Here is a 21,089-nt window from a genome sequence, read left to right on the forward strand (position 1 = left end):
TGCCGCGACTCTTCGGCAAGCATGAAACTTATAGAGCCGTCGCCCAGAGGGGAACGCCCGTGACTTTGAGATTCTCGCAAGGATTTATATCAAACGCGATATGGATAGTAAGGTCTGGCCATCGTGCTAAAGTTCTGTGTTGCCGAGTGAGAGGAGGCCCTCGTGAAGTTCAAACAAAAGTTGACGGTGCGGCATCTGCGGCTGATAGAGGCGGTCGGGCGCGAGTTGAGCGTAAGCCGTAGCGCAAATGCTCTACATACATCGCAGTCGGCGATCTCTCGTGGTCTGACCGAGATCGAAGAGCTCCTCGGCGCAAGGTTGTTCGAGCGCACTACCAGGCGTATCACGCCGACAGCGGTCGGGCAGTCCCTAATCTGGCACGCACAGCAGATCATGGCGCAGTTCGATCGCGCTGAATCGGATTTCGATGCTTTATCACGGGGAGTCGGCGGTACCCTGACGGTCGGAATGATGGGTGCATTCTCGCCAACGGCTCTCGTGGAGGCGATCAAGCTCGCGACAGAGCAGGCGCCAAAATTGACAATCCGAATCCGCAGCAACTTCGCCGACGGGCTGATTGCGGACCTGACGAGCGGCAAATGCGATCTGATCGTCACCCATTTTGACGTAAGGCAATTTGGTAACGAGGAACTGTTGGTCGAGGTGCTCTACAATGAGCAGGTGGTTGTGGTGGCGGCGCCGGGTCATCCATTCACGCGTCGACGAATGCTCGACTGGGCTGACCTTGCGCGAGAACGTTGGGTTCTGATGCCGATTGAGACATCCACGCGGCGGGCGGTCGAGCGCAACTTGCTAATGCATTCGCAAAGCCGCAATCCGGTTTTCGTCGAAGCACTCGAATTGCATTATGTCCTTTCGTTGGTACGTGATGCGGGAATGCTAACAGCGCTTCCCACAGCGCTGGCCCGGTGGCTCGATCGCGAAACTAATATGGTGCGCTGTCTTCCGGTGGCAGACGAATTGTCGCCATGGGCCGTCTGTGTAGCAAGACTGCGCTCGAATAAAAGCGGGAGCGCCGAAAACCTCTTCATAAATTGCCTGAAGACGGCGACGGCTCAGAACCCAACGCCGGGACCGGGCGCTCAAAAGCGCAAGAGGCCCGCGACAAGTAAATAGGCTTGCACTCCGCCTCTCCTGAGAAATCAAATTCATATCCGTTACAATATAAGTCATTGCGTAAATCGCAGCGATTTCGATCTATTCGACGCCAGTGCTGGTTCCTATAACTTTGCGAGCAGCGGCACGATCGATCCCGCTTGATAGCGAGGATATGATCAGCAATAGGAGGACGGCGATGGATGGACGAACGACACAGCTCAAAAGCAAGGGCATGGATTACGCGCTCGCGGGACCCGATACGGTCGGTGGACGTTTCTTGCGCAAATTCTGGCAGCCCGTTTACATGTCGAAGAGCCTGGCGCGCGGAACGGCGCGACCGATATTGATCATGGGTGAAAAGTTCACTCTGTATCGCGGTGAGTCCGGTCGGGCTTTCGTAGTCGACCACCGTTGTGCGCATCGCAACACACAATTGTCGACGGGTTGGGTGCGTGGTGATTGCATACGTTGTTTCTATCATGGCTGGACATTCGACGGCAGCGGAGCATGCGTGGAGCGACCAGGGGAGTCGCCTTCAGGGGCGGCATCGGGAGTGCGTGTTGCCGCTTACCCGACACGAGAGCACATGGGGTTGATTTACGCCTACTTTGGCGACGGCGAACCGCCAGCGTTCCCGCCATTTCCAGAATTTGAAGGCGAGGGAGTGATCGACAACATAGTGGAAGAGTTTCCCTGTAATTGGTTTCAGACTTACGAAAATCAAGCGGACGAAGCGCATCTGTCGTTCGTGCACAGTCCGAGTGGTTCGCATCAAATGCTTGGCCGTGATGAGATCAAGGTGCCAGAAACATCCGCGGAAGAAATGCCATTTGGCATGGTGCGATATAGCAGCGTAGGCAACGGCAAGCGCCGCTCGACGCTATATCTATTTCCAAATACGATGCGAATCATCATTCCACCGTTCAGTGGTCTGACATTCGGCGGTTGGCGTGACTCTTATCTGACGCTCGTGCCGACGGACGACGAGAACCACATATTGTTCATGACGCAGTTTGTGCGCATACCCGAAGAAGATCGTGCTGCGTTCGAAGAGGCGCGTGCTGCTAACGATGAGCGGATTAAATCGGCGCGTAAGATATCGGACATCGCCCACGATATTCTTGACGGCAGGGCGGTTCTCGAGGATTTCCGCGATCATCCGCGCTTCCTATTGATCGAGGACGCGGTGGCCCAGGGTGGCCAGGGAGCAATCGCGGATCGTAGCCTTGAACATCTCGGCCGCACGGATGTCTGCATCGTTCGGATGCGGCGTCTGTTCGATCGCGAGCTGGAAGCGATCTCCCAAGGTAGGCCGATTAAAGCCTACGAGTATTCGGGCGAACCGCCGGAGCTTGGTTTCTGAGGCGCGGCAACCAAATCACTCGCGACGATACAACGGAGCAGATGATGATTACAGCAATCGTGCGTTACCGATTACCCTCGCACATTGGGCGCGAGGATTGCAAAGCGCACTTCAAGAAGATTTCCAAGAGTTTCGGGGAGGCGAAGGGACTGATACGCAAGCAGTTCATCTGGAGCGAGACCGGAACCGCGGGCGGCGTCTACCAGTGGGAGACGCTCGCCGACGCCAAGGCATTCTACCAAGGCCCATGGCTCGACGGGATCCTCGAACGTTACGGCATGTATCCGGAGATCGAATATTTCACAACCTTTGCAGTCACCGAAAATCCGGGCGGAAAAGTAACCGTGCTGGACTGAGAAAGTTCGGCGTCATTTCAGGTGCGATACGCGCACGTGCCCACCTGAAGGACGCCGCTGCCCATTCGCAGACGATTATGCGGAGCGCTCTTACGACGGGCGCTTCGTTTCTTGGCGTTCCATTCCTAAGCCGATCTCGAGCGACACGGAGTTGCACGACAAAAGCACGTTGGGCCTCAAGTGACGCATTTCGATGGAATGACTCTGTGAAAAATGCGCCAAGTCCGAGTGGCTCCGAAGCGAGAGAAGGGCTTTCGAAGCAAAGAAGAACTCACTGAAGGCGCCGGCGGGATTGAGGCCTGCCCAAGGAGGCGACCCGCCTCGGGTCCGAGTCTCAACGAAATTGCGATCCGTCCATGATCTAGAGTCATTCACGTGCTCGCAATAGATCGTGCGCATAGCAGTGGCCGTGAATTCAAGCTCTCGCTACGTCCCAGAAGGCCGCCTTCACAATCAAGTCGATGAATCATATTCTAGTGACGCAGCACGTGCCTGGTATTCGTCGCTCCCTTCAATGTGCTGGCGGACGAGACCCGCAGTCTTGCGGAGGTCTCCATTCGCGCCTGCGCTTTATCGGCGTCGCTCCCGGGCCCTCCTGGCGTATCGATCTCCCCGCTGCTCTGTTTTTTCAATTTCGTGCAGAAATTTACATATTTCGTGCAGGATGAACGGTGCGCTCGTTGTCTATTCTCTCCCAAAAATGGCCGTGGACTATATGGAGCGGTCCCGCGACAGGGAGAGGAACCTTTGAACGTTCTGGCCGATGGACCGATCGGGCTGCTTTACCGCGAAGTTGGAGAGCGAGCGTGATTAGGGTTGCCAAGGCAGAGGCCAAGACCTGCTGGTACTGCGAGAAGCCTCGAAGTGCGACCGCGCGGCGCAATGATCGCGCCGTTTGCGCATCGTGTAACGGCTTCATGAAGCAGGGTGTGATTTGCATCGGCGTGGGCGTTGCGCTCGAACAAGACACGCCAAGTGACAAGACTTACCGCGACGGTCATTGGTGCGTGCTCTCGCTCGACGAGTACACGAACAGATTTTGCAAAGAGCCGCCGAAGTGGCGCGTTGCGTTCGTCACGCCTGAGGCGTGGCACAAGACGGGCCTGCCCAAGGTTGGGAGGCACGGCGCATCGTACAGCGAGAACGCAACTTAGGGCCGGAGTACTTGGAGAGCTTGAGCGCCGATGCCGAAGAAGCCACCATTGCTTAAGCGGCACGCACAATTCGCTGAGTGCCGGGCGGAGTACGCAGCTCTGGCGCATGCTGGTGTGCGATTCATTGATCTCACGTTGAATTCAGCGGCGCCTCGGCAAGCACTCGCGTGTGACCATCGCCATACAGAAATGTACTGCCACGCGCCAGAAGTGTGTCCAGCCGTCAGACGTGCGCGGTGTCTCCATGCCGATCGATAGGGTCAACCACGCCTCGCGTGAGGGAACGACCGAGACGAAGGTGCAGGAATCACCTCATCTCGGTGAGCACAAGCGAATGCTGCGTGGTACTGAGCTCCCGGTCGGGCTCCAGGGCAAACCGATGTTCATCGACCCGCGCGTGACGATCCTCAACGAGCCGCTTGCAACTGCTCTGGTCAATGTTTGGCACGCCGACCGACCCCGACAGCCCGTTTTGGTTCCGCACGATTCTGTAAAGAAGCTATTCCATCCCGACGAAGGGTGCTGCGCGACCAAAGGAAGCAACGTCGAACGATTCGGACGGGCTCGAGGTGTTTGGACATTGTTCCGCCGAACCGCCGACATCATCGGTCGATCGCTGCGATACTACCCGGCGGGCGACTAGAACAACTCTGCAACGCGATTGCTCATGACGAAAACTCGATACCGCACAGCAGTCGCCGAACATCTCACCGAAATCATTGGTCCTCACGCCCGCGGTGTCGGCCGAAATGCAAGCTCGTAGCACATCCTGTCATTGCCGTTCCAGGCCATCCTGCTCCTCCATGGTCGATCAATCGGAGTTTGATTTCCGCCTCGGAAGCCTCATCCATGATGTCTCCCGGCTGCGACGGCTTATGTTCGACCGGGCCCTGGCACCTCTTGGAATTACGCGCTCGCAATGGTGGGTGCTTGAATTTATAGCGCGCAACGATGGCTTGCCGCAGACCCGACTCGCCAACGGTCTCGATCTGGGAAAGGTCGCCCTTGGAACATTGATTGATCGTCTTGAGGCGGCAGGCTTTGTCATTCGACAAATCGATCCGGCCGATCGCCGGGTTAACCGGGTCTATTTGACTAAACAGGCACTGCAATTGTTGGAGGGGATTCGAAAGAATGCTGAGACTTTCGATGGCGCGGTACTGAGAGACGTACATGAAGAAGAGCTGGAAGCCACCTCGCGCGCGCTCCTGGCGATCAAGCAAAATTTGTTGGCTTTGTGTGCAAAAACGAAGGCCGAGGAGCCTGTCACTGACAGACGTGATTGCGATCGGAGGGATCGGCAATAGGTGGCGCTTGTTGAAGTAAGCGGGAGCTGACACGACAGGTTGATGCATGACAGCATAGCAAAGTATGCTCCCATGGCAGCAGGATTGGCTACCCGGATTATCGTCTGGAATATCGTCGGGTGTGCGAACGTGGGCCAGTCCTTCGGCCAACGCCACTCGTGTTGCTTGTTGCGGTCGCTGATTGTCTCCCTTGCTGCTACCTCGACAGAGTGCGCTCTCCGAGACAATGGCTAGAAGGTAAGCGTGTTTTTCTCAGCGCGCCCTGGCTTCGCAGCCGGCCGCGGCAATTCGGTGAAGCTAGTGTCGGTATCGCTGCCATGGCACTAGCGCCCCCGATCGACGTGTCCGGTCGCTGGGGAAAGATCGATCAGCGAGTGCCTCGAACCCAGCGTGCATACTCCTCTAGGGACCGGGTTCGACACAGTACTCACAGTAGCCGAACGATTCCTCTCAACAACCGGTGCGAGCCAACGTTCTTAGTGCGTTAGCTAACTATAAGACATGCCTAGTTGCCACGCGCTGCCGAAATCACAACGCGGCGGTCGTTTCAAAGTTGTCCTTTCATTTAGCTGAAGTCATGAAGGTAGCGGCGCGGGCCCGACCTCTCTTTCAGACGATGTCGCGTCGACGACGCCAGCAAGCGAGTGAGCGCGGTTCGAGCGCTAAGCTCTGTACTGGTTGGAAGTCTTAACAAGGGGGACTGGAAATGAGAGTTAGGAAGGCCCTGATTGTAGTTGCGAGTATCTCGATGAGCTTGAGCGCCGCGAACGGATACGAAGCGTCGCCCAGCCAACAAAAGAGTGGAATTTTTATTGGAGCAAGCGCAGGGGTTCCTCCGGAAGGAATCTACATGTTCAACCAATTTTTCACATACCAATCTAATATCGTTGGACCTGTGACCGGGGTGATTGGAAACAAAACCGGCTTCCAGGCGGCGGTCGACGTTCAGGGATTCCTGTTCGTGCCAGGATGGACGGTTCTGGGAGCTACGTACGATGCGGTTGTAGTAGTGCCGTTCGTTACGCAAAGCGCAGGCAGTCCGTTGAATGCACAGGCTTCCGGGATGTACAACACATATATAGTCCCGGCGGAACTAAGCTGGAAGATCGCGGATACTGGCTTTCAAGTTAAGACCGGTCTCGGGATGTTTGTGCCTGATGGGACAATTACCGGTCCTGGAGGCACAGGAAACATCGGAAAGCCGTATTGGACGTTCCAGCCGGAAGCGATCGTATCGTATTTGAAGGATGGTTGGAACCTGTCCGCAGCCATCTACGGAGAATTCAATACCGCAAATAGGATCACTGGTTATAGGACGGGCAACATCCTGCACGCGGACTTTACGGCCACCAAGACCATAGGCAACTGGACCTTCGGACCCGTAGGTTACTATGTCGGGCAAGTCAGCAATGACAAGTCCAGCGCCTACTACGGCAACTTGATTCAAAACGCGAACAGATACGACATATGGTCGGTCGGCGGCCTTGTAGGCTACAATTTCGGACCCGCAAATTTTAGCGTGTGGGCGACACAAGAGGTCTCCGCCCGCGCGTCGGGAGCAACTGCCGGTGGCCCTGTGGACGTATCTGGCATTGCGAAGGGATTCACTGCGCTCGCAACCCTCAGCTTTCGGCTTTGGGGTCCAGACGAAGCGCCCGTACCTAAGAGACCTTTGATCCATAAATGATCTCCGAGTCCGCAACGTCGCGACATTCGTCCCAAATACTGAGATGTCATGATCGTAACGGGGAAGGTTGGTCGCAAGACGCCGATCAGGATGCATACAGCACGTTAGCGACGTCCCTTGCTCCGTACGCTGGGAAATCGAAAGTGCCGCAGGCGTAGAAATAGTCGGCGCCTGGGTTGCGAATTCAGCTGAGGTAGTATTCTCAATTTACCAGGAGGTAGTGATGGCGGTAACAACGCAGACGATGACGGACGAGCAACGTAAATCGGTGGCGCTGGAGTATCTCAAGCGTCTCGACCGGGGCGATGACATCTTCGAACTTTTCGCTGATGACGCTCAGTTATATTTCCCGAAGTTTGGGGTCGTCGATGGTGTCCAGGCAGTCAAGAATGTGTTCGCGTCGGTCGGGGAAATTATCGCGGCGGTTAAGCACGACTATGCCAATTTCAATTATATCCACCAGGGCGACGTTGTCGTGGTGGAGGGCACCAGCTCTGGCCGAACCACGAACGGGCGCGAGTGGCGCGCCGGCCTCACCCATGCCGGTCGCTGGTGTGATGTGTTCGAGATTCGTGATTTCAAGATCCAGCGCCTGTTCATCTATCTCGACCCTGACTACGGCGACGAGGACACCGCCCGCTATCCTTGGTTGACCAACAAATAATGTTTTGAGGACTGAGGATCGCGAGATGGGTACTTCGGCGGTCTCGGCGCGAGGCCGCCGATCACCAGAAAGGTACTTCGGCGACCTCGGCGCGAGGCGCTCCCGCATCAGTCGAGCTTCAGCGGACTGTCCTGAACCGTATCGCTCCGGCAAGTGATCCGGATGACATTGTCGCTTTGAAAGAGGCACTCGCGGTCGAGCGCGCGAAGTTTGGAGATCGCTGCCGAGCTCGCGGTCGCCCGCGAAAGCGTCGGAAGACGAAGCGCTGATGGCTCAGCAGAAGCTGCAGATCGCCAAGTTAAACCATCAGATCTAAGGGCAACCGTCGGAGCGTTCGGCGCGGCTGATCGAGCAGTTGGCATTGGCACTCGAAGGGCTGGAAGCCGACGCCACCGAGGACGAGCTGGCGGCGGAATAGGCCGCGGCCAAGACCGGCGAGGGTGCGGGAAGTTATCCGCAAGCGCGCCGAGCGCCCGACCTTCCCCGACCACCTCCCCGGGACCGGGTGGTCATCGACGGGCCGACCGCGTGTGAATGCTGCGGCAGCAATCGCCTTCGCGCGAGGACGTGACGCGGACGCTGGAAGTGGTGCCGCGCCATTGGAAGGTGATCGAGACGTTCCGGGAGAAGTTCTCCTGCCGCGACTGCGAGAAGATCAGCCAGGCGGCGGCCCCGTTCCATGCCATCGCTCGGTTAGGCTGGCCCGAGCCTCCTGGTGATGATCATGTTCGAGAAGTTCGGTCAGCATCAGCGGCTCAACCGCACGTCATTCGGCTTGACTATCGCCGATCAACTGTTTGGAAATCAAACAGTTGCTGGGGCGGACCGCCAATGAGCGATGACTCTAATTTGGCGTGTGAATTCGACGAGCCTCGACCTTAGCTTCGATCTCTGCTGCGAGTCAAAGTTTACTAGGCGGCAGAGCTCGCCCTGTTGGGCGAGACAGATGCTGTGCTCCAGCATCTCGCGACGCAATCGGCGGCACCATGACGGGTAAATTGTCGGTTGCTCAGTTGGTATCGAGCTGATTGCGGCTGCGCTCGCCAAAGCGGCTCATCGCTCTCGAGCACCCAAATCGTAGGTTAGATGCGGCCCGCACGCAAGTTTTAGAAGCGACGCGTGACCCCTCATTCGATGGAGATGCTCGCCTGCCTTTCAAGGGCACAGCAGGTATATTGAACTGTGCGCTATCAGAGAGGCGCGGATGCCAAGACGCGCGATCCCGATGCTAACGAAAACCATAGCGGACATTGCACTCGCCTGCGGTTTCAAGCACGAGAGCGTCGGACGCCAATGTTGCAGCGTTGCAAGGCGTGACCCCGGCCCGCAATCGGATCTACGCGGAGACAGATCGGGACCGGGACTCGATCGGATATGATTTTTTCAATTTCGTGCAGTTTCCAGTTGATTTCGTGCAGGCCGGAAGTCGGAGCCGTCGCTAACTTCCACCTACAAGAAATTGGGAGAAAACGTCATGAGCATCGATGGCATGGCCATAGCGCCTGCGCGCCCCTCGCATTCGAGCCGTCTGAAACAAGGCTCGGCCACGTGTGCTTACTGCTCGCAACAATAGCGCGGTGTTCGGTTCGGGAACGGCCGTGCCGCTCGACACGGATTTCCTGAATGGGAGGACATGGAGATGCGCGTCGGTGCGGGAGTCGTCCTGCTTTCAGATGTCGCTGGCGTCTCTATGCTCGTTGATGCGGTCAGTCGTCGCGAGGCGCAATGAAGTTCACCATGCTCGGACGATGCCGCGTCGGGACGCCTGGCTGATCCAACTTGGTGTCGACATCATGGATGCGTGCCGAGCCGATTATCTTTCGTACCGTCACCGATTGGGCCGGAGTGAGGGCCCACCGCGACTCGGAAAGCAGGGTGACCAAGCCACCAAACAGAGGACGACATGAACACTTCAAGCAAACCTTTGATCGAGACTGACGTTCTCGTAGTCGGCAGTGGTCCGGCCGGTGCGACCTCAGCCGCGTTGCTTGGCATGTATGGCGTAAAGCACCTACTCGTGACTAAATTCGGATGGCTGGCTGATACGCCGCGCGCTCATATCACTAATCAGCGAGCGATGGAGGTCCTCCGTGAGCTGGGCGTCGAGCAGAAGGTCATCGCTCAGGGAACGCCACAGAATTTAATGGCTAACAATGTTTTCTGCGACAGCCTTGCCGGCGAGGAATTTGGCCGCCTCTATTCGTGGGGTAACCACCCGACGCGCCGCGCCGAATACGAGCTGGCGAGTCCCACCAGCATGTGTGATGTGCCGCAAAATCTTCTCGAGCCTATTCTGCTGGAAGCTGCCGGCCAGCGCGGAACTGCGATCAGATTCAATAGTGAATTCGTTGATCTGGTCCAGAATTCCGATCACGTCACGGCGACGATCACCGATCGGCTATCTGGCGAGAGCTACCAGATCCGCGCCAAATATCTAATCGGCGCCGACGGCGCGCGTAGTCGTGTCGCCGAAGTTGTCGGCTTGCCGATGGAGGGTCAAATGGGACTCTCTGGCAGCATGAACATTGTGGCTCAAGTCGATTTGACCAAGTACGTAGCCCACCGTCCAAGTGTACTTTACTGGGTCCTGCAGCCTGGAGCGCGTATGGGCGTCGGGGCTGGCGTCGTGCGCATGGTACGTCCTTGGAACGAATGGCTGTTCATCTGGGGTTACGACATGGAACGAGGAGCCCCCAAGATCAGCACGGACGATGCAGTGCAAATCGTCCGTAACCTGGTCGGTGATGAGAGCTTGGAAGTCACCATTCGCTCGACCTCGACCTGGACAGTAAACGAAATGTACGCCAGCAACTACGCGGCGGGACGGGTCTTCTGCATGGGTGATGCTGTGCACCGCCATCCGCCGACTAATGGGCTCGGTTCCAATACCTCGATCCAGGACGCCTACAATCTGTGCTGGAAGCTGAAGCTAGTGCTCGAGAACCGGGCATCGCCCACGTTGCTCGATACGTACTCCGCTGAGCGGCAGCCCGTGGGTAGGCAAGTCGTCAAGCGCGCCAATAAGAGCATCAGGGATACAGGGCTGATTTTCGAGGCGCTCGGTCTTCTATCATCTTCTGATCCCTTGAAGGCGCGAGAGACTATAGAGGCGCGCAAGGCGCCGACGCCAGAAGGCAAGAATCGACGGCGCAGCATCTACCAGGCGATTGCGAACAAGAGTTATGAGTTCAATTGCCACGGCGTCGAGATGAACCAGCGCTATGCTTCGTCAGCCATAGTATCAGATGCTTCGCCTGAGCCGCCATTCCTACGCGACCATGAACTTCACTACCATCCCACGACTTGGCCGGGCGCACACCTTCCGCATGCGTGGGTCGAACAGCGAGGCAAGCGGAAGTCTACACTGGACCTTGCAGGCAAGGGCCGCTTCACGCTGCTAACTGGTATCGGCGGCGGGTGCTGGAAGGATGCAGCGGTCGCCGTCGAAGCGGCTTACGGACTAGAAGTCGATGTGGTCAGCATCGGTCCCGCAGGGTGCGATGCGCTCGATATCTATGCAGACTGGTACCGATTGAGTGAAGTCGATGAAGACGGTTGCGTCGTGGTCCGGCCCGACCTGTACGTGGCGTGGCGGGCAAAAGAAGCGATTCCGAATGCGTCTGACGTGCTGGTCGAGGTGTTCGGGAGGGTGCTCGGCCGGCGAACAGAAGTCACTGATGGGCCAGAGGCCGTCGGAATCGCTTGAGCACAGGGTAGGACTCTACGGATCATCCATCCACGCCATTCGAAAATCAGGGCAGAGGCAAGATGCCTAAGCCGCCGAATTGCGGTCCAGGAGTCCATTTTCATGATGAAAGACGTTCACACGTGTCAACAGATGTGGCGCCGCCGCAGCGGCGACAGGGAGGATCGATCATGAACAAAGACAGAGGAAATGCCGCAAACGGACGCAAAGTACCGCGTCCGAATCGACGCCGAGTTTTGCAGGGTCTTGTCGGCACAGCCATCGGCGGGACATTGACTGGGTTCAGCTCAGCAGTTCAAGCCGCAAAGCCCATCAAAATCGGCTACGTCTCACCTAAGAGTGGACCATTAGCCGGATTTGCGGAAGCCGATGAGTTCGTACTTACAGAATTCCGAAAGTCGCTCAAGGACGGCATCAAGGTCGGCTCACAAACACGTCAAATCGAGATCGTCGTCAAGGATAGCCAGTCTAATCCAAACCGCGCTGCGGAAATGGCCAAAGAGTTGATAACCCGTGACGACGTTTCTCTCATGGTGGTCGGGGCTACGCCAGAAACCGTAAACCCCGTTGCGACGCAATGCGAGCTAGAGCAGATCCCCTGCATCTCAAGCCTCGCGCCTTGGCAGACCAATTTCATTGGTCGCCAGGCGAATCCAGCAGACCCGAAGAGCTGGAAGCCGTTCGACTACACGTATCACTACTTCTGGGGCCTCGAGGACGTCATCGACGTATTTACGGGGATGTGGAGCCAAGTCTCGACGAACAAGATGGTGGGGGCGCTCTTTCCGAATGATGCCGACGGCAATGCATGGGGTGACCCAAAGATCGGTTTCCCGCCGGTGCTCGCCAAACAGGGGTACAAGTTCACCGATTCCGGTCGCTTTCAGAATCTCACGGATGATTTCAGTTCACAGATTGCGGCTTTTCGCAATGCAGACGTGGAAATCGTCACCGGCGTAATTATCCCACCGGATTTCACCACCTTCTGGAACCAGGCGCGTCAAAAGAGCTTCAAACCGAAGGTCGTATCCGTCGCTAAGGCGCTCCTGTTCCCGACTGCGGTACAGGCACTGGGTAAGAGTGGCAACAACATCTCTACCGAAGTTTGGTGGACGCCAACGCACCCCTACAAATCCAGCTTGAACGGCACAAGCGCGGCAGAGCTTGCGAGAGGCTACGAACAGGCTTCGGGCAAGCAGTGGACCCAGTTCATAGGCTTCGTGCACTCGCTTTTTGAGGTAGCCGTAGACGCGATCAAGAGATCCGATGATTCGGGCGACGGCGCAGCGATTTCAAAAGCGATCGGCGCGACTAAGCTCGATACGATCGTTGGTCGGATCGAGTTCGGATCCGACAGAGTGCCGTCGTTCGCTGCCAAGAACATCGCCAAGACACCACTGGTCGGTGGCCAGTGGCGCCTTAAGGGCGATAAGTACGACATGGTCATTACCGAGAACAGACACGCGTCTCAGATACCGCTCGGTGGCGAAATGCAAGCTCTTAGCTGAGAGCCGGCTCGTTCGGGAATATTCATGCTTGAACTCAACACCGTCTCCAAACGGTTCGGGGCAATCGTGGTCGCCGATAACATCGATTTGCGAATCTCCGAGGGCGACGCGCTGGGCGTGATCGGTCCCAACGGCGCGGGCAAGTCGACCCTATTTAACCTCGTCACCGGAATGGTGCGGCCGGATTCAGGTCGCATTATTCTCGACGGTAACGAGATTACACATCTTTCGCCCCAGGATCGCTGTCGCGTCGGCATCGGACGATCGTTCCAGATCCCACAGCCTTTCGACCATCTCTCGGTGTTTGAGAATCTTTCGGTCGCCGCATTGTTCGGCGCCAACATGCCTGAAGCCGCGGCCGTTCAGCATTGTGGGCGGATCCTTGTCCTAACGGGCCTCGAAGGCAAGGCAAATCGTTTGGCCGGTGCCTTGCCGCTCCTCGATCGCAAGCGATTGGAGTTGGCTCGGGCGCTCGCCACGCACCCGCGCGTGTTGTTACTGGATGAAATTGGTGGCGGCCTCACGGACGCCGAGTGTCACGAGCTGGTCGAGACGATACGCACAATCCATCAACAAGGTGTCACCATCATTTGGATCGAGCACGTGGTCCATGCACTAGTTGCCGTAGTGCAGCGCCTCGTCGTGCTGAACTTCGGTAAAATTGTCGCGCTTGGCCATCCATCTGAGGTGATGCGCTCTCGAGAGGTTCACGCCATTTATATGGGAGTACCTGCATGAGCGCGCTCGTCACAGCCGCAGCGCTCGATGCATTTTACGGCGATTTTCAGGCGCTGTTCGGTGTCGATTTTGAAGTGCGTAAGGGCGAAGCTGTTGCGGTGATCGGGGCCAATGGCGCAGGCAAGTCGACGTTGTTGAAATCAATGGCTGGTCTGGTGCGCAACCGTCCCGATACCATCCATTTCGTCGGCCGCGCCATCGGCGACAGCTCTGCAGCCAGTGTCGTCAGACTTGGGCTCGCGTTGGTACCAGAGGGGCGGCATCTGTTTCCCTCGCTCTCCGTCGAAGAGAATTTACTGATCGGGGCCTATGGCGGCGAGCGGACGACCCCCTGGAATGTGGAAGCAGTCTACAAGATGTTTCCAGTCTTGCACGAACGCCGCCGCAGTGCCGTGACCGTTCTCTCCGGCGGCCAGCAGCAGATGGTCGCAATAGGCCGCGCGCTAATGTCAAATCCGTCCGTTCTGTTATGCGACGAGATCAGCCTTGGGCTCGCTCCCATAGTCGTCGAGCATATCTACCGAATGCTGCCGAAGATTCGCGAAAGCGGCACCGCAGTTGTGGTGGTTGAGCAGGACGTCGCCCGCGCCCTACGTTCTACGGACCGGTTCTACTGCCTACAAGAGGGTCGGGTGACGCTACAAGGCCGATCATCCCAAACAGACAACGACGCGATCCGGGCAGCCTACTTCGGGATGTGAGGTGAAGATGAACGGCATTGAGACGATCATCGAAGGCGTACTCCTCGGCGGCGTCTATGCACTGTTTGCGCTTGGATTGTCGTTGATGTTCGGAATCATGCGACTGGTAAACCTCGCCCACGGCGATCTGATTGTACTTGCCGCCTATCTCATGCTGGCCCTAACCAATGCGCTCGGTTTGCCTTTGATCTTAGCCGCTTCTCTCATCATTATCGTAATGTTCGCTGTTGGCTTCCTTCTGCAGCGCCTTGTGCTGGAGCGCGTGCTCGGGGACGATATACTTCCGCCGCTGCTGGTCTCGTTCGGTCTCTCCATAATCATTCAGAATGGGCTGCTGCTCGCCTACGGCGCTGATAGCCATCGGCTTCAGGGAGGCGCGTTCGAATCCGCTTCGATTGCTTTGGGGCCGGACCTGAATATCGGTCTCGCGCCACTCACAGCTCTCTTCAGCGCAATTGCCGCGGTCGCGCTCTTGGAATTGATCTTCTATCGCACGTCGCTTGGCCGAGCGTTTCGTGCGACCGCCGACAATCCAATAGTCGCTCAACTAATGGGCATTGACGAGCGTACGGTATACGCCGTCGCCGTCGGCTTATCCTTGTCGATTTCCGTCATCGCCGCCGTGACCTTTGGTATCCGCGCGAATTTCGATCCGTCGATCGGTCCAGCACGACTTCTATATGCGTTTGAGTCGGTCATCATCGGCGGTCTTGGCAGTCTATGGGGTACGCTCGCGGGCGGCATTGTACTCGGCCTTGCACAGGCTATCGGGGCACGCATCAATCCGGAATGGCAGATTCTGGCAGGGCATTTGGCGTTCCTCGCGGTTCTGGTAATGCGCCCGCGGGGACTTTTTCCGTCGAGGCGGCAATGACTCTTGCAAGCGTTCAAGCTCCAGCTATGTCCGAAGGGACTATGACTTGTTCTCCTGTGTGGCGTGTTCAGGTCGGCACTCGGCAATCTACGATGGCCGCAATCCTTGCTGTCGTCCTCCTGGTCGCGCTTTGCGCATTGCCAGCAATTGCACCGCGAAATCTGATCCAGGATCTGATCTTCGTCTTCACAGTACTTTCGCTCGCGCAATTGTGGAATTTGTTGGCCGGTTGGGGCGGATTGGTTTCAGTGGGTCAGCAGGCATTTGTCGGTGTGGGCGCTTACTCATTGTTTGGCGCGATCCTGATCGTGGGAATGGATCCGTTGACCGCGGTGATCCTCTCTGGGGCTATCGCAGCCGTATTGGCCGCGATATTGGGGCCGTTGCTGTTTCGTCTCGAAGGACCGTACTTCGCAATCGGCAGCTGGGTGGCGGCGGAGGCTCTCCGCCTTGTCTGTGCTCAGTTTAAGCTCCTTGGAGGAGGTACCGGCATCTCGATCGCGCCGAACGAACTGTCGCAGATGATCGGATTGAAGACGGTTCAATTCCTGTTTGGCTTGCGCCCCGCAGCTGCACGGGACGTGCTGATGTATTGGTCTGCTCTTCTACTCGCCATCGGGATAACGGTAGGCATCTATTTCTTTGTACGTTCTCCCATGGGGCTTGCGCTCGCGGCCAGTCGAGACAATGCCGCAGCAGCACGCAGCGTCGGTGTCCGTACCGGCCGCATCCGCTATTTTCTCTGGATTGCTATTGCGTTTGCCACCGGCATGGTCGGAGCGCTTGTTTATTTGCAGAAGGCGCGACTCTCGCCTGATGCCGCCTTCAGCGTCACGGATTGGACGGCCTACGTGATTTTCGTCGTGGTGATCGGCGGGGTGCGTACGATCGAGGGCCCGATACTTGGCGTTCTGATCCTGTGGGCGCTCACCTTCTACCTGTCGCAGTTCGGCAGCCTCTATTTGGTTATCCTCGGCGGACTCGCCGTCTTTACCATGCTGTTTATGCCGAGAGGCGTATGGGGAGAGATTACCCAACGTTACCAGGTGCGCTTGCTCCCGACGCAGCGGGTGTTGCAACGGTTAACGTGATTGATCTCGAGACAAACCGGAGACAAAACGATGCGCTTCGTGTCAGTTGCTTTGAATGGACGGCGAGGCCTGGCTGTGGACGCCGGCGCCGGAAGATTTGTCGGACGTTACTCCGGCGACCCTGAATATCCGGGCGACCTCAACAAGCTGATCGAAGCAGGTCATGCGTGCTTATCAGCGGGCTTTAACCGACTGCTCAATGGCCCTGCGATCGACATGTCGTTGGTCCGGCACCTCCCGCCGATCGGAAACCCAGGAAAGATCATTTGCGTCGGGCTGAACTATCTCGACCATACCAGCGAGAGCGGCTTCGATCAGCCGGACTATCCAGCCTTATTCACACGTGTGAATTCGAGTCTCATCGCCCACGGTGACCCGATCGTGCGTCCATCTGCCTCGGAGCAACTGGATTACGAGGGAGAGCTTGTTGCAATCATCGGCCGATACGGCCGTCATATCCCGCAGCGAGAGGCGCTCGACTATGTCGCCGGGTACTCGATATTCAATGACGCGTCGATCCGCGACTACCAAAACAAAACGCCGCAATGGACGATCGGTAAGAATTTCGACAGTACTGGCGCATTCGGCCCCATTTTCGTAACTGCGGACGAACTGCCGCCCGGTTGCTCAGGACTAAAACTGGAAACGCGCCTCAATGGAGCGATCGTTCAGAGTGCAGCAATCGACTCGATGGTATTTGACGTCGCAACCCAGATATCAATCATCAGCGAAGCGATGACGCTGGAGCCGGGAGATTTGATTGTCACAGGAACCCCTTCCGGCGTCGGAGTGGCGCGCAAGCCGCCGTTGTGGATGAAACCAGGCGACATCTGCGAAGTCGAAATCGAAAAAATCGGCGTATTGCGAAATCCCGTCGCCGAGGAAGCCGGCCGGTAGCAAATACGGCAGTGAGGAAACATGACCCAGATCAAAAGTTATGTCCAGCCAACACGGCGAGCCGGAGAACTCGGAGTCCATTCGATCGATCATTTCAGTCTGACTGTTCCTGCGCTAAAGGATGCCGAGCGCTTCTACTCGTCATTTGGTCTTGATGTCCGCACCGAAGGAGCCGGTCTGGCGGTGAGAACTCACGGTGCTTCGCACTGCTGGGGCATCGTCACCGAAGGCTCACGGAAGAAGCTTTCTTATTTATCCTTTGGTGCATTCGCCGACGATCTTCCGAGGTTTCGCGAACGTCTGAGGTTAAACAATGTTCGCCAACTCGATCCTCCGGCCGGCTTCGAATCCGATGGGATCTGGTTTCGGGATCCAGATGGGCTTCTGATCGAGATCAGAGTCGGGGAAAAGACCTCCCCTAATGAGAAGCCCGCTTGCTTCAACGAGCAAGGTCTCGTCGGCGTGCAGAATGCCCCAAAACGTTCCACAGTCTCGCCAGTCAGACCGCGACGCTTGGCGCATATCCTGATCTTCGCATCCGACGTTTCGCGCACGATCCAGTTTTATGGATCGGTACTCGGCTTGAGACTGTCGGATCGATCAGGCGACGGGATCGCGTTCATGCACGGGATTCACGGTAGCGACCATCATCTTATTGCCCTGGCCAAGTCTACTGGTCCGGGATTGCACCACCTAAGCTGGGATGTCGAGTCCATCCATCAGATCGGCATGGGCGCCATGCAGATGGCCGACAAAGGGTTCTCGGCGGGATGGGGGCTCGGCCGCCACGTGTTGGGATCGAATTACTTTCACTACGTTCGGGATCCGTGGGGAAGTTATTCGGAGTACTCATCCGATATCGACTACATTCCCGCTAACTATGATTGGAACGCGGAAGATCACCCTGGCGAAGATGCGTTCTACGTTTGGGGACCGGTCCCTCCAGCAGATTTCGCGCTCAACTATGAGGCTGCGACCCCGTGAGCGCTGCGTGCAAGAATGCGAGCGAAGATGCTTGGCTCTCGATCGGGCGGGAGGACCAATGCTGGTGATTACACGTCAAATCAAGGCAGCGCGGTCTCTCTTGGGCTGGCAGCAATATGAGCTCGCGCTGCAGTCAGGAGTTGCGATTTCCACGGTTCGCAGACTCGAGGGTCTCGAGGATGGCCCCATTGGCGCACACTTCGAGACGATCGAAAAAATACGGAACGCTTTCGAAAAGGCTGGCATCGAGTTCATTGGCAACCCGAACCCAGGAGTTCGCTTGAAAGGAGAGTCCTCGTAAGCGGGGCAGTGCTACGTAAGTCGGCCTCAAAAGTTCAATCACTGGACAGGCCGGCAGACGATACGAACATTTACGCGGTTAGCGCGACCGTCGCGTCGTTGATTGCGCTCTGAGCGAGGAGAAGATCACCATGCGTAGTTCAAGCGACTTCAATCTTGTCAGCGTGCTCAAGAGTTTCCTCGAGACCGGAGAGGATATACTCCATCGATTCGATCAAGCATGCTCAGGCAGCGCGCAACGCGAAAGGGACGCGCCTTCCTTGGGGGCCTTGCCGTTCCCTGATGCACAGAAAAGGTATCTCCTGCCAGCGGAGCATCTGTGGGAAATGTGGAGAAGCATCGTTCTCTCGAGCTTCGGTCTCGAAGTGAAACCATCAGCAGCGGAGCGAAAGGCAGACACCCGCTTCAAGGACGCTATGTGGAGCGAGATCCCGTACTTTGAGACGCTCAAGCAGACCTATCTCGTTGGAATAAATTCTCTGCACGAACTCGTTGAACACGCGGCGGTCGATCAGCGGACGAGGATGAAGCTACGGTTCTATGCTCGCCTTTATGCGGAAGCTATCAGTCCGAGCAATTTTGCTGCGACCAATCCCGAGGTTATCCGGGAGGCTGTACGCTCCCGTGGCGAAAGCCTGATGAATGGCGTCAAGAATCTGATCGAGGATATTCAGAAAGGTCATATTACGACGACCGACGAGGGTTCATTCACAGTCGGAGGGAATCTCGCGGTCACTCCTGGTTACGTCGTGTTCGAGAACGAGCTCATCCAACTTATCCAATACGCACCCGCGACAGAAGCCGTCGGCAGTGTGCCGATCCTGATCGTGCCGCCTTGCATCAACAAGTTCTATATTTTTGACCTCACTGAGGATAACTCGTTCGTTCGTTATCTGCTCGGGCAGGGGCACTCGGTGTTCCTGATTTCCTGGCGCAATCCGGATTCGGCGCTCGGGCATCTAACGTGGGATGACTACGTCGAACTCGGCGTGCTTCAAGCCCTCAATGTTGTGGTCGAAATCGCCGGAAGTCCGAAGGCTCATGCCCTCGGATTCTGTGTTGGGGGGACTATACTTGGATGCGCTGCGGCGGTGCTCGCCGCGCAAGGAGAGGAGAAGCTTGCAAGCCTGACGTTGCTGACAACGATGCTTGATTTCGACGATACCGGAGATCTGGGCCTCTTATTAGATGAGCCATATGTGTTGGCATGCGAAGCTAAGATTGGCAAAGGCGGATTGCTGCCCGGCAAGGAGCTCGGTCTTGTCTTTTCAATGTTAAGGGCCAATGACCTTATTTGGTCGTATGTGGTGAATAACTATTTGAAGGGAGCGACCCCAGATGCCTTCGATCTACTCTACTGGAATTCTGATTCGGTAAATCTTCCAGGGCCGATGTACTGCTGGTACATCCGCAATACGTATCTTGAGAACAACATCAAAAGTCCGAACAGGACCACGCAATGTGGTGTCCGTATCGATTTGTCGCGCATCGCGGTCCCGACCTATCTGCTCGCCGCTCGCGAAGACCACATCGTTCCCTGGCGCACGGCTTACGCGACATCGCGGACAGTCGGCAAGCGTACTCGCTTCGTGCTGGCGGCAAGCGGTCATGTTGCCGGGGTGATCAATCCCCCTTCACGCAACAAGCGCAACTATTGGGTCAATGAAGAGCTCTCGCCGACAGCCGAGGCATGGCTGTCCAACGCGGAAGAGAGGTCTGGCAGTTGGTGGCCCGATTGGGACCAATGGCTGAAAAAGCAATGGTCCGGCACCAAGCCGGCTCCGACGGAATTCGGAAATGCGAGATTTCGGCCAATCGAGCCAGCGCCGGGCCGTTACGTCCGAGTAGAAACAGAATGAGCCGTTCTCGATGATGCAGCGGATGGGAGGGTTGAATGCGTGTTGCATTAGTGACTGGGGGGACCCGCGGAATTGGGGCAGCGATCTCAAAGAGCCTCCAAATGCAGGGCTTCAGAGTTGCAGCGAGCTATGCAGGCAACGATGAGATCGCTCGCAACTTCAATACACAGACGGGCATCGCGGTCTTCAGGTGGGATGTTGGAGACTACGATGCCTGCGCGGACGGAGTAGCGAGGGTTGAAGCAGAGATCGGCCCGATCGAAGTGTTGGTCAACAACGCGGGGATCACGCGTGATGGCTTTCTTCATAAAATGACGAAGAAGCAATGGTCAGATGTCATCCGCACCAATCTGGATTCCCTCTTCAATATGACGCGCCCGGTGATCGAGGGGATGCGGGCACGTTCCTGGGGACGCATCATCGTTATCTCATCGGTCAACGGACAAAAGGGCCAAATGGGGCAGGTGAATTACTCGGCCGCGAAGGCCGGTGACATCGGCTTCGTCAAGGCGCTTGCTCAAGAAAACGCCGGTAAGGGCATCACCGTCAACGCGATTTGTCCTGGATATATCGGCACGGAGATGGTGGCGGCAATCGAGCCGGAGGTACTCAAAAGCAAGATCCTGCCTCTTATCCCCCTGGGACGTCTCGGCGAACCCGAGGAGATTGGCCGTGCGGTCGCATTTCTCGCTTCCGAGCAGGCCGGCTTTATCACGGGTTCGACTATTTCTATCAATGGTGGCCAGTACATGGCGTAGATGGTCGCGCGAAGAAAGTTGTG

The 21,089-nt window shown here is 56.9% G+C and carries 19 protein-coding genes and 1 pseudogene; all 20 read left to right on the top strand.

Annotated features, from left to right (window positions below):
• Window positions 1-162: 162 nt before the first annotated feature.
• The 20 genes and pseudogenes from MTX21_RS35190 (at window position 163) to phbB (ending at window position 21,066) form a co-directional block, all read left to right on the top strand.
• A complete protein-coding gene (locus tag MTX21_RS35190) occupies window positions 163-1,137 on the top strand; it encodes a LysR family transcriptional regulator (RefSeq protein WP_280969057.1) in 975 nt (324 codons plus the stop codon).
• A gap of 178 nt (window positions 1,138-1,315) precedes the next feature.
• Window positions 1,316-2,482 carry a Rieske 2Fe-2S domain-containing protein gene (locus tag MTX21_RS35195; RefSeq protein ID WP_280969058.1) on the top strand — a complete coding sequence of 389 codons (1,167 nt, stop codon included), beginning with the start codon at window positions 1,316-1,318 and terminating at the stop codon, window positions 2,480-2,482.
• Window positions 2,483-2,526: 44 nt separating this feature from the next.
• Window positions 2,527-2,838 carry a hypothetical protein gene (locus MTX21_RS35200; protein WP_280969059.1) on the top strand — a complete coding sequence of 104 codons (312 nt, stop codon included), beginning with the start codon at window positions 2,527-2,529 and terminating at the stop codon, window positions 2,836-2,838.
• Window positions 2,839-3,644: 806 nt separating this feature from the next.
• On the top strand, window positions 3,645-3,992 hold the full coding sequence (locus tag MTX21_RS35205; protein WP_280969060.1) for a hypothetical protein: 348 nt from the start codon (window positions 3,645-3,647) through the stop codon (window positions 3,990-3,992).
• A 244-nt stretch (window positions 3,993-4,236) separates the two neighbouring features.
• Window positions 4,237-4,635, top strand: coding sequence for a hypothetical protein (locus tag MTX21_RS35210; RefSeq protein WP_280969061.1), 399 nt, complete (start codon window positions 4,237-4,239; stop codon window positions 4,633-4,635).
• A gap of 160 nt (window positions 4,636-4,795) precedes the next feature.
• Window positions 4,796-5,299: a MarR family transcriptional regulator gene (locus tag MTX21_RS35215; RefSeq protein ID WP_280969062.1), complete on the top strand. Its 504-nt coding sequence runs from the start codon at window positions 4,796-4,798 to the stop codon at window positions 5,297-5,299.
• A gap of 748 nt (window positions 5,300-6,047) precedes the next feature.
• Window positions 6,048-6,986 (top strand): transporter, encoded by a 939-nt coding sequence (locus MTX21_RS35220; RefSeq protein WP_280969063.1) that lies wholly within the window; start codon window positions 6,048-6,050, stop codon window positions 6,984-6,986.
• Window positions 6,987-7,209: 223 nt separating this feature from the next.
• A complete protein-coding gene (locus tag MTX21_RS35225) occupies window positions 7,210-7,650 on the top strand; it encodes a nuclear transport factor 2 family protein (RefSeq protein ID WP_280969064.1) in 441 nt (146 codons plus the stop codon).
• 176 nt (window positions 7,651-7,826) lie between these two features.
• Window positions 7,827-8,419: pseudogene (locus MTX21_RS35230) on the top strand (IS66 family transposase zinc-finger binding domain-containing protein); the annotation flags it as partial.
• 1,134 nt (window positions 8,420-9,553) lie between these two features.
• On the top strand, window positions 9,554-11,356 hold the full coding sequence (locus MTX21_RS35235) for an FAD-dependent monooxygenase (RefSeq protein WP_280969065.1): 1,803 nt from the start codon (window positions 9,554-9,556) through the stop codon (window positions 11,354-11,356).
• Between the two features lie 170 nt (window positions 11,357-11,526).
• Window positions 11,527-12,864, top strand: a complete 1,338-nt coding sequence (locus MTX21_RS35240) for an ABC transporter substrate-binding protein (protein WP_280969066.1) — start codon at window positions 11,527-11,529, stop codon at window positions 12,862-12,864.
• A gap of 18 nt (window positions 12,865-12,882) precedes the next feature.
• Entirely contained in the window at window positions 12,883-13,602 is a 720-nt protein-coding gene (locus MTX21_RS35245) for an ABC transporter ATP-binding protein (protein WP_280970895.1), read from the top strand.
• Window positions 13,599-14,303: an ABC transporter ATP-binding protein gene (locus MTX21_RS35250; RefSeq protein ID WP_280969067.1), complete on the top strand. Its 705-nt coding sequence runs from the start codon at window positions 13,599-13,601 to the stop codon at window positions 14,301-14,303. The genes MTX21_RS35245 and MTX21_RS35250 overlap by 4 nt, the downstream gene beginning before the upstream one ends.
• 7 nt (window positions 14,304-14,310) lie before the next feature.
• A complete protein-coding gene (locus tag MTX21_RS35255) occupies window positions 14,311-15,177 on the top strand; it encodes a branched-chain amino acid ABC transporter permease (RefSeq protein ID WP_280969068.1) in 867 nt (288 codons plus the stop codon).
• A 92-nt stretch (window positions 15,178-15,269) separates the two neighbouring features.
• Window positions 15,270-16,268: a branched-chain amino acid ABC transporter permease gene (locus MTX21_RS35260; protein WP_280969069.1), complete on the top strand. Its 999-nt coding sequence runs from the start codon at window positions 15,270-15,272 to the stop codon at window positions 16,266-16,268.
• A gap of 30 nt (window positions 16,269-16,298) precedes the next feature.
• Window positions 16,299-17,165, top strand: coding sequence for a fumarylacetoacetate hydrolase family protein (locus MTX21_RS35265; RefSeq protein ID WP_280969070.1), 867 nt, complete (start codon window positions 16,299-16,301; stop codon window positions 17,163-17,165).
• 21 nt (window positions 17,166-17,186) lie between these two features.
• Window positions 17,187-18,149: a VOC family protein gene (locus tag MTX21_RS35270; RefSeq protein WP_280969071.1), complete on the top strand. Its 963-nt coding sequence runs from the start codon at window positions 17,187-17,189 to the stop codon at window positions 18,147-18,149.
• A 58-nt stretch (window positions 18,150-18,207) separates the two neighbouring features.
• Window positions 18,208-18,450 carry a transcriptional regulator gene (locus MTX21_RS35275; RefSeq protein WP_280969072.1) on the top strand — a complete coding sequence of 81 codons (243 nt, stop codon included), beginning with the start codon at window positions 18,208-18,210 and terminating at the stop codon, window positions 18,448-18,450.
• 130 nt (window positions 18,451-18,580) lie between these two features.
• Entirely contained in the window at window positions 18,581-20,308 is a 1,728-nt protein-coding gene (gene phaC / locus MTX21_RS35280) for a class I poly(R)-hydroxyalkanoic acid synthase (protein WP_280969073.1), read from the top strand.
• Window positions 20,309-20,343: 35 nt separating this feature from the next.
• Complete coding sequence (phbB, locus tag MTX21_RS35285) at window positions 20,344-21,066, top strand: acetoacetyl-CoA reductase (protein WP_280969074.1); 723 nt, start codon at window positions 20,344-20,346, stop codon at window positions 21,064-21,066.
• The last annotated feature ends 23 nt before the right edge of the window (window positions 21,067-21,089 follow it).

Origin of the sequence: Bradyrhizobium sp. ISRA430, from assembly GCF_029909975.1 — a bacterium.
GTDB lineage: Bacteria > Pseudomonadota > Alphaproteobacteria > Rhizobiales > Xanthobacteraceae > Bradyrhizobium.

What these genes read in the sequence shown, in the direction of transcription:
- MTX21_RS35260 (WP_280969069.1), top strand. Translation starts at nt 15,270, where the DNA reads ATGGCCGCAATCCTTGCTGTCGTCCTCCTGGTCGCGCTTTGCGCATTG.
- MTX21_RS35270 (WP_280969071.1), top strand. Translation starts at nt 17,187, where the DNA reads ATGACCCAGATCAAAAGTTATGTCCAGCCAACACGGCGAGCCGGAGAA.
- phaC (WP_280969073.1), top strand. Translation starts at nt 18,581, where the DNA reads ATGCGTAGTTCAAGCGACTTCAATCTTGTCAGCGTGCTCAAGAGTTTC.
- MTX21_RS35240 (WP_280969066.1), top strand. Translation starts at nt 11,527, where the DNA reads ATGAACAAAGACAGAGGAAATGCCGCAAACGGACGCAAAGTACCGCGT.
- MTX21_RS35275 (WP_280969072.1), top strand. Translation starts at nt 18,208, where the DNA reads ATGCTGGTGATTACACGTCAAATCAAGGCAGCGCGGTCTCTCTTGGGC.
- MTX21_RS35220 (WP_280969063.1), top strand. Translation starts at nt 6,048, where the DNA reads ATGAGCTTGAGCGCCGCGAACGGATACGAAGCGTCGCCCAGCCAACAA.
- MTX21_RS35195 (WP_280969058.1), top strand. Translation starts at nt 1,316, where the DNA reads ATGGATGGACGAACGACACAGCTCAAAAGCAAGGGCATGGATTACGCG.
- MTX21_RS35235 (WP_280969065.1), top strand. Translation starts at nt 9,554, where the DNA reads ATGAACACTTCAAGCAAACCTTTGATCGAGACTGACGTTCTCGTAGTC.
- MTX21_RS35225 (WP_280969064.1), top strand. Translation starts at nt 7,210, where the DNA reads ATGGCGGTAACAACGCAGACGATGACGGACGAGCAACGTAAATCGGTG.
- MTX21_RS35265 (WP_280969070.1), top strand. Translation starts at nt 16,299, where the DNA reads ATGCGCTTCGTGTCAGTTGCTTTGAATGGACGGCGAGGCCTGGCTGTG.
- MTX21_RS35250 (WP_280969067.1), top strand. Translation starts at nt 13,599, where the DNA reads ATGAGCGCGCTCGTCACAGCCGCAGCGCTCGATGCATTTTACGGCGAT.
- phbB (WP_280969074.1), top strand. Translation starts at nt 20,344, where the DNA reads ATGCGTGTTGCATTAGTGACTGGGGGGACCCGCGGAATTGGGGCAGCG.
- MTX21_RS35215 (WP_280969062.1), top strand. Translation starts at nt 4,796, where the DNA reads ATGGTCGATCAATCGGAGTTTGATTTCCGCCTCGGAAGCCTCATCCAT.
- MTX21_RS35200 (WP_280969059.1), top strand. Translation starts at nt 2,527, where the DNA reads ATGATTACAGCAATCGTGCGTTACCGATTACCCTCGCACATTGGGCGC.
- MTX21_RS35210 (WP_280969061.1), top strand. Translation starts at nt 4,237, where the DNA reads ATGCCGATCGATAGGGTCAACCACGCCTCGCGTGAGGGAACGACCGAG.
- MTX21_RS35255 (WP_280969068.1), top strand. Translation starts at nt 14,311, where the DNA reads ATGAACGGCATTGAGACGATCATCGAAGGCGTACTCCTCGGCGGCGTC.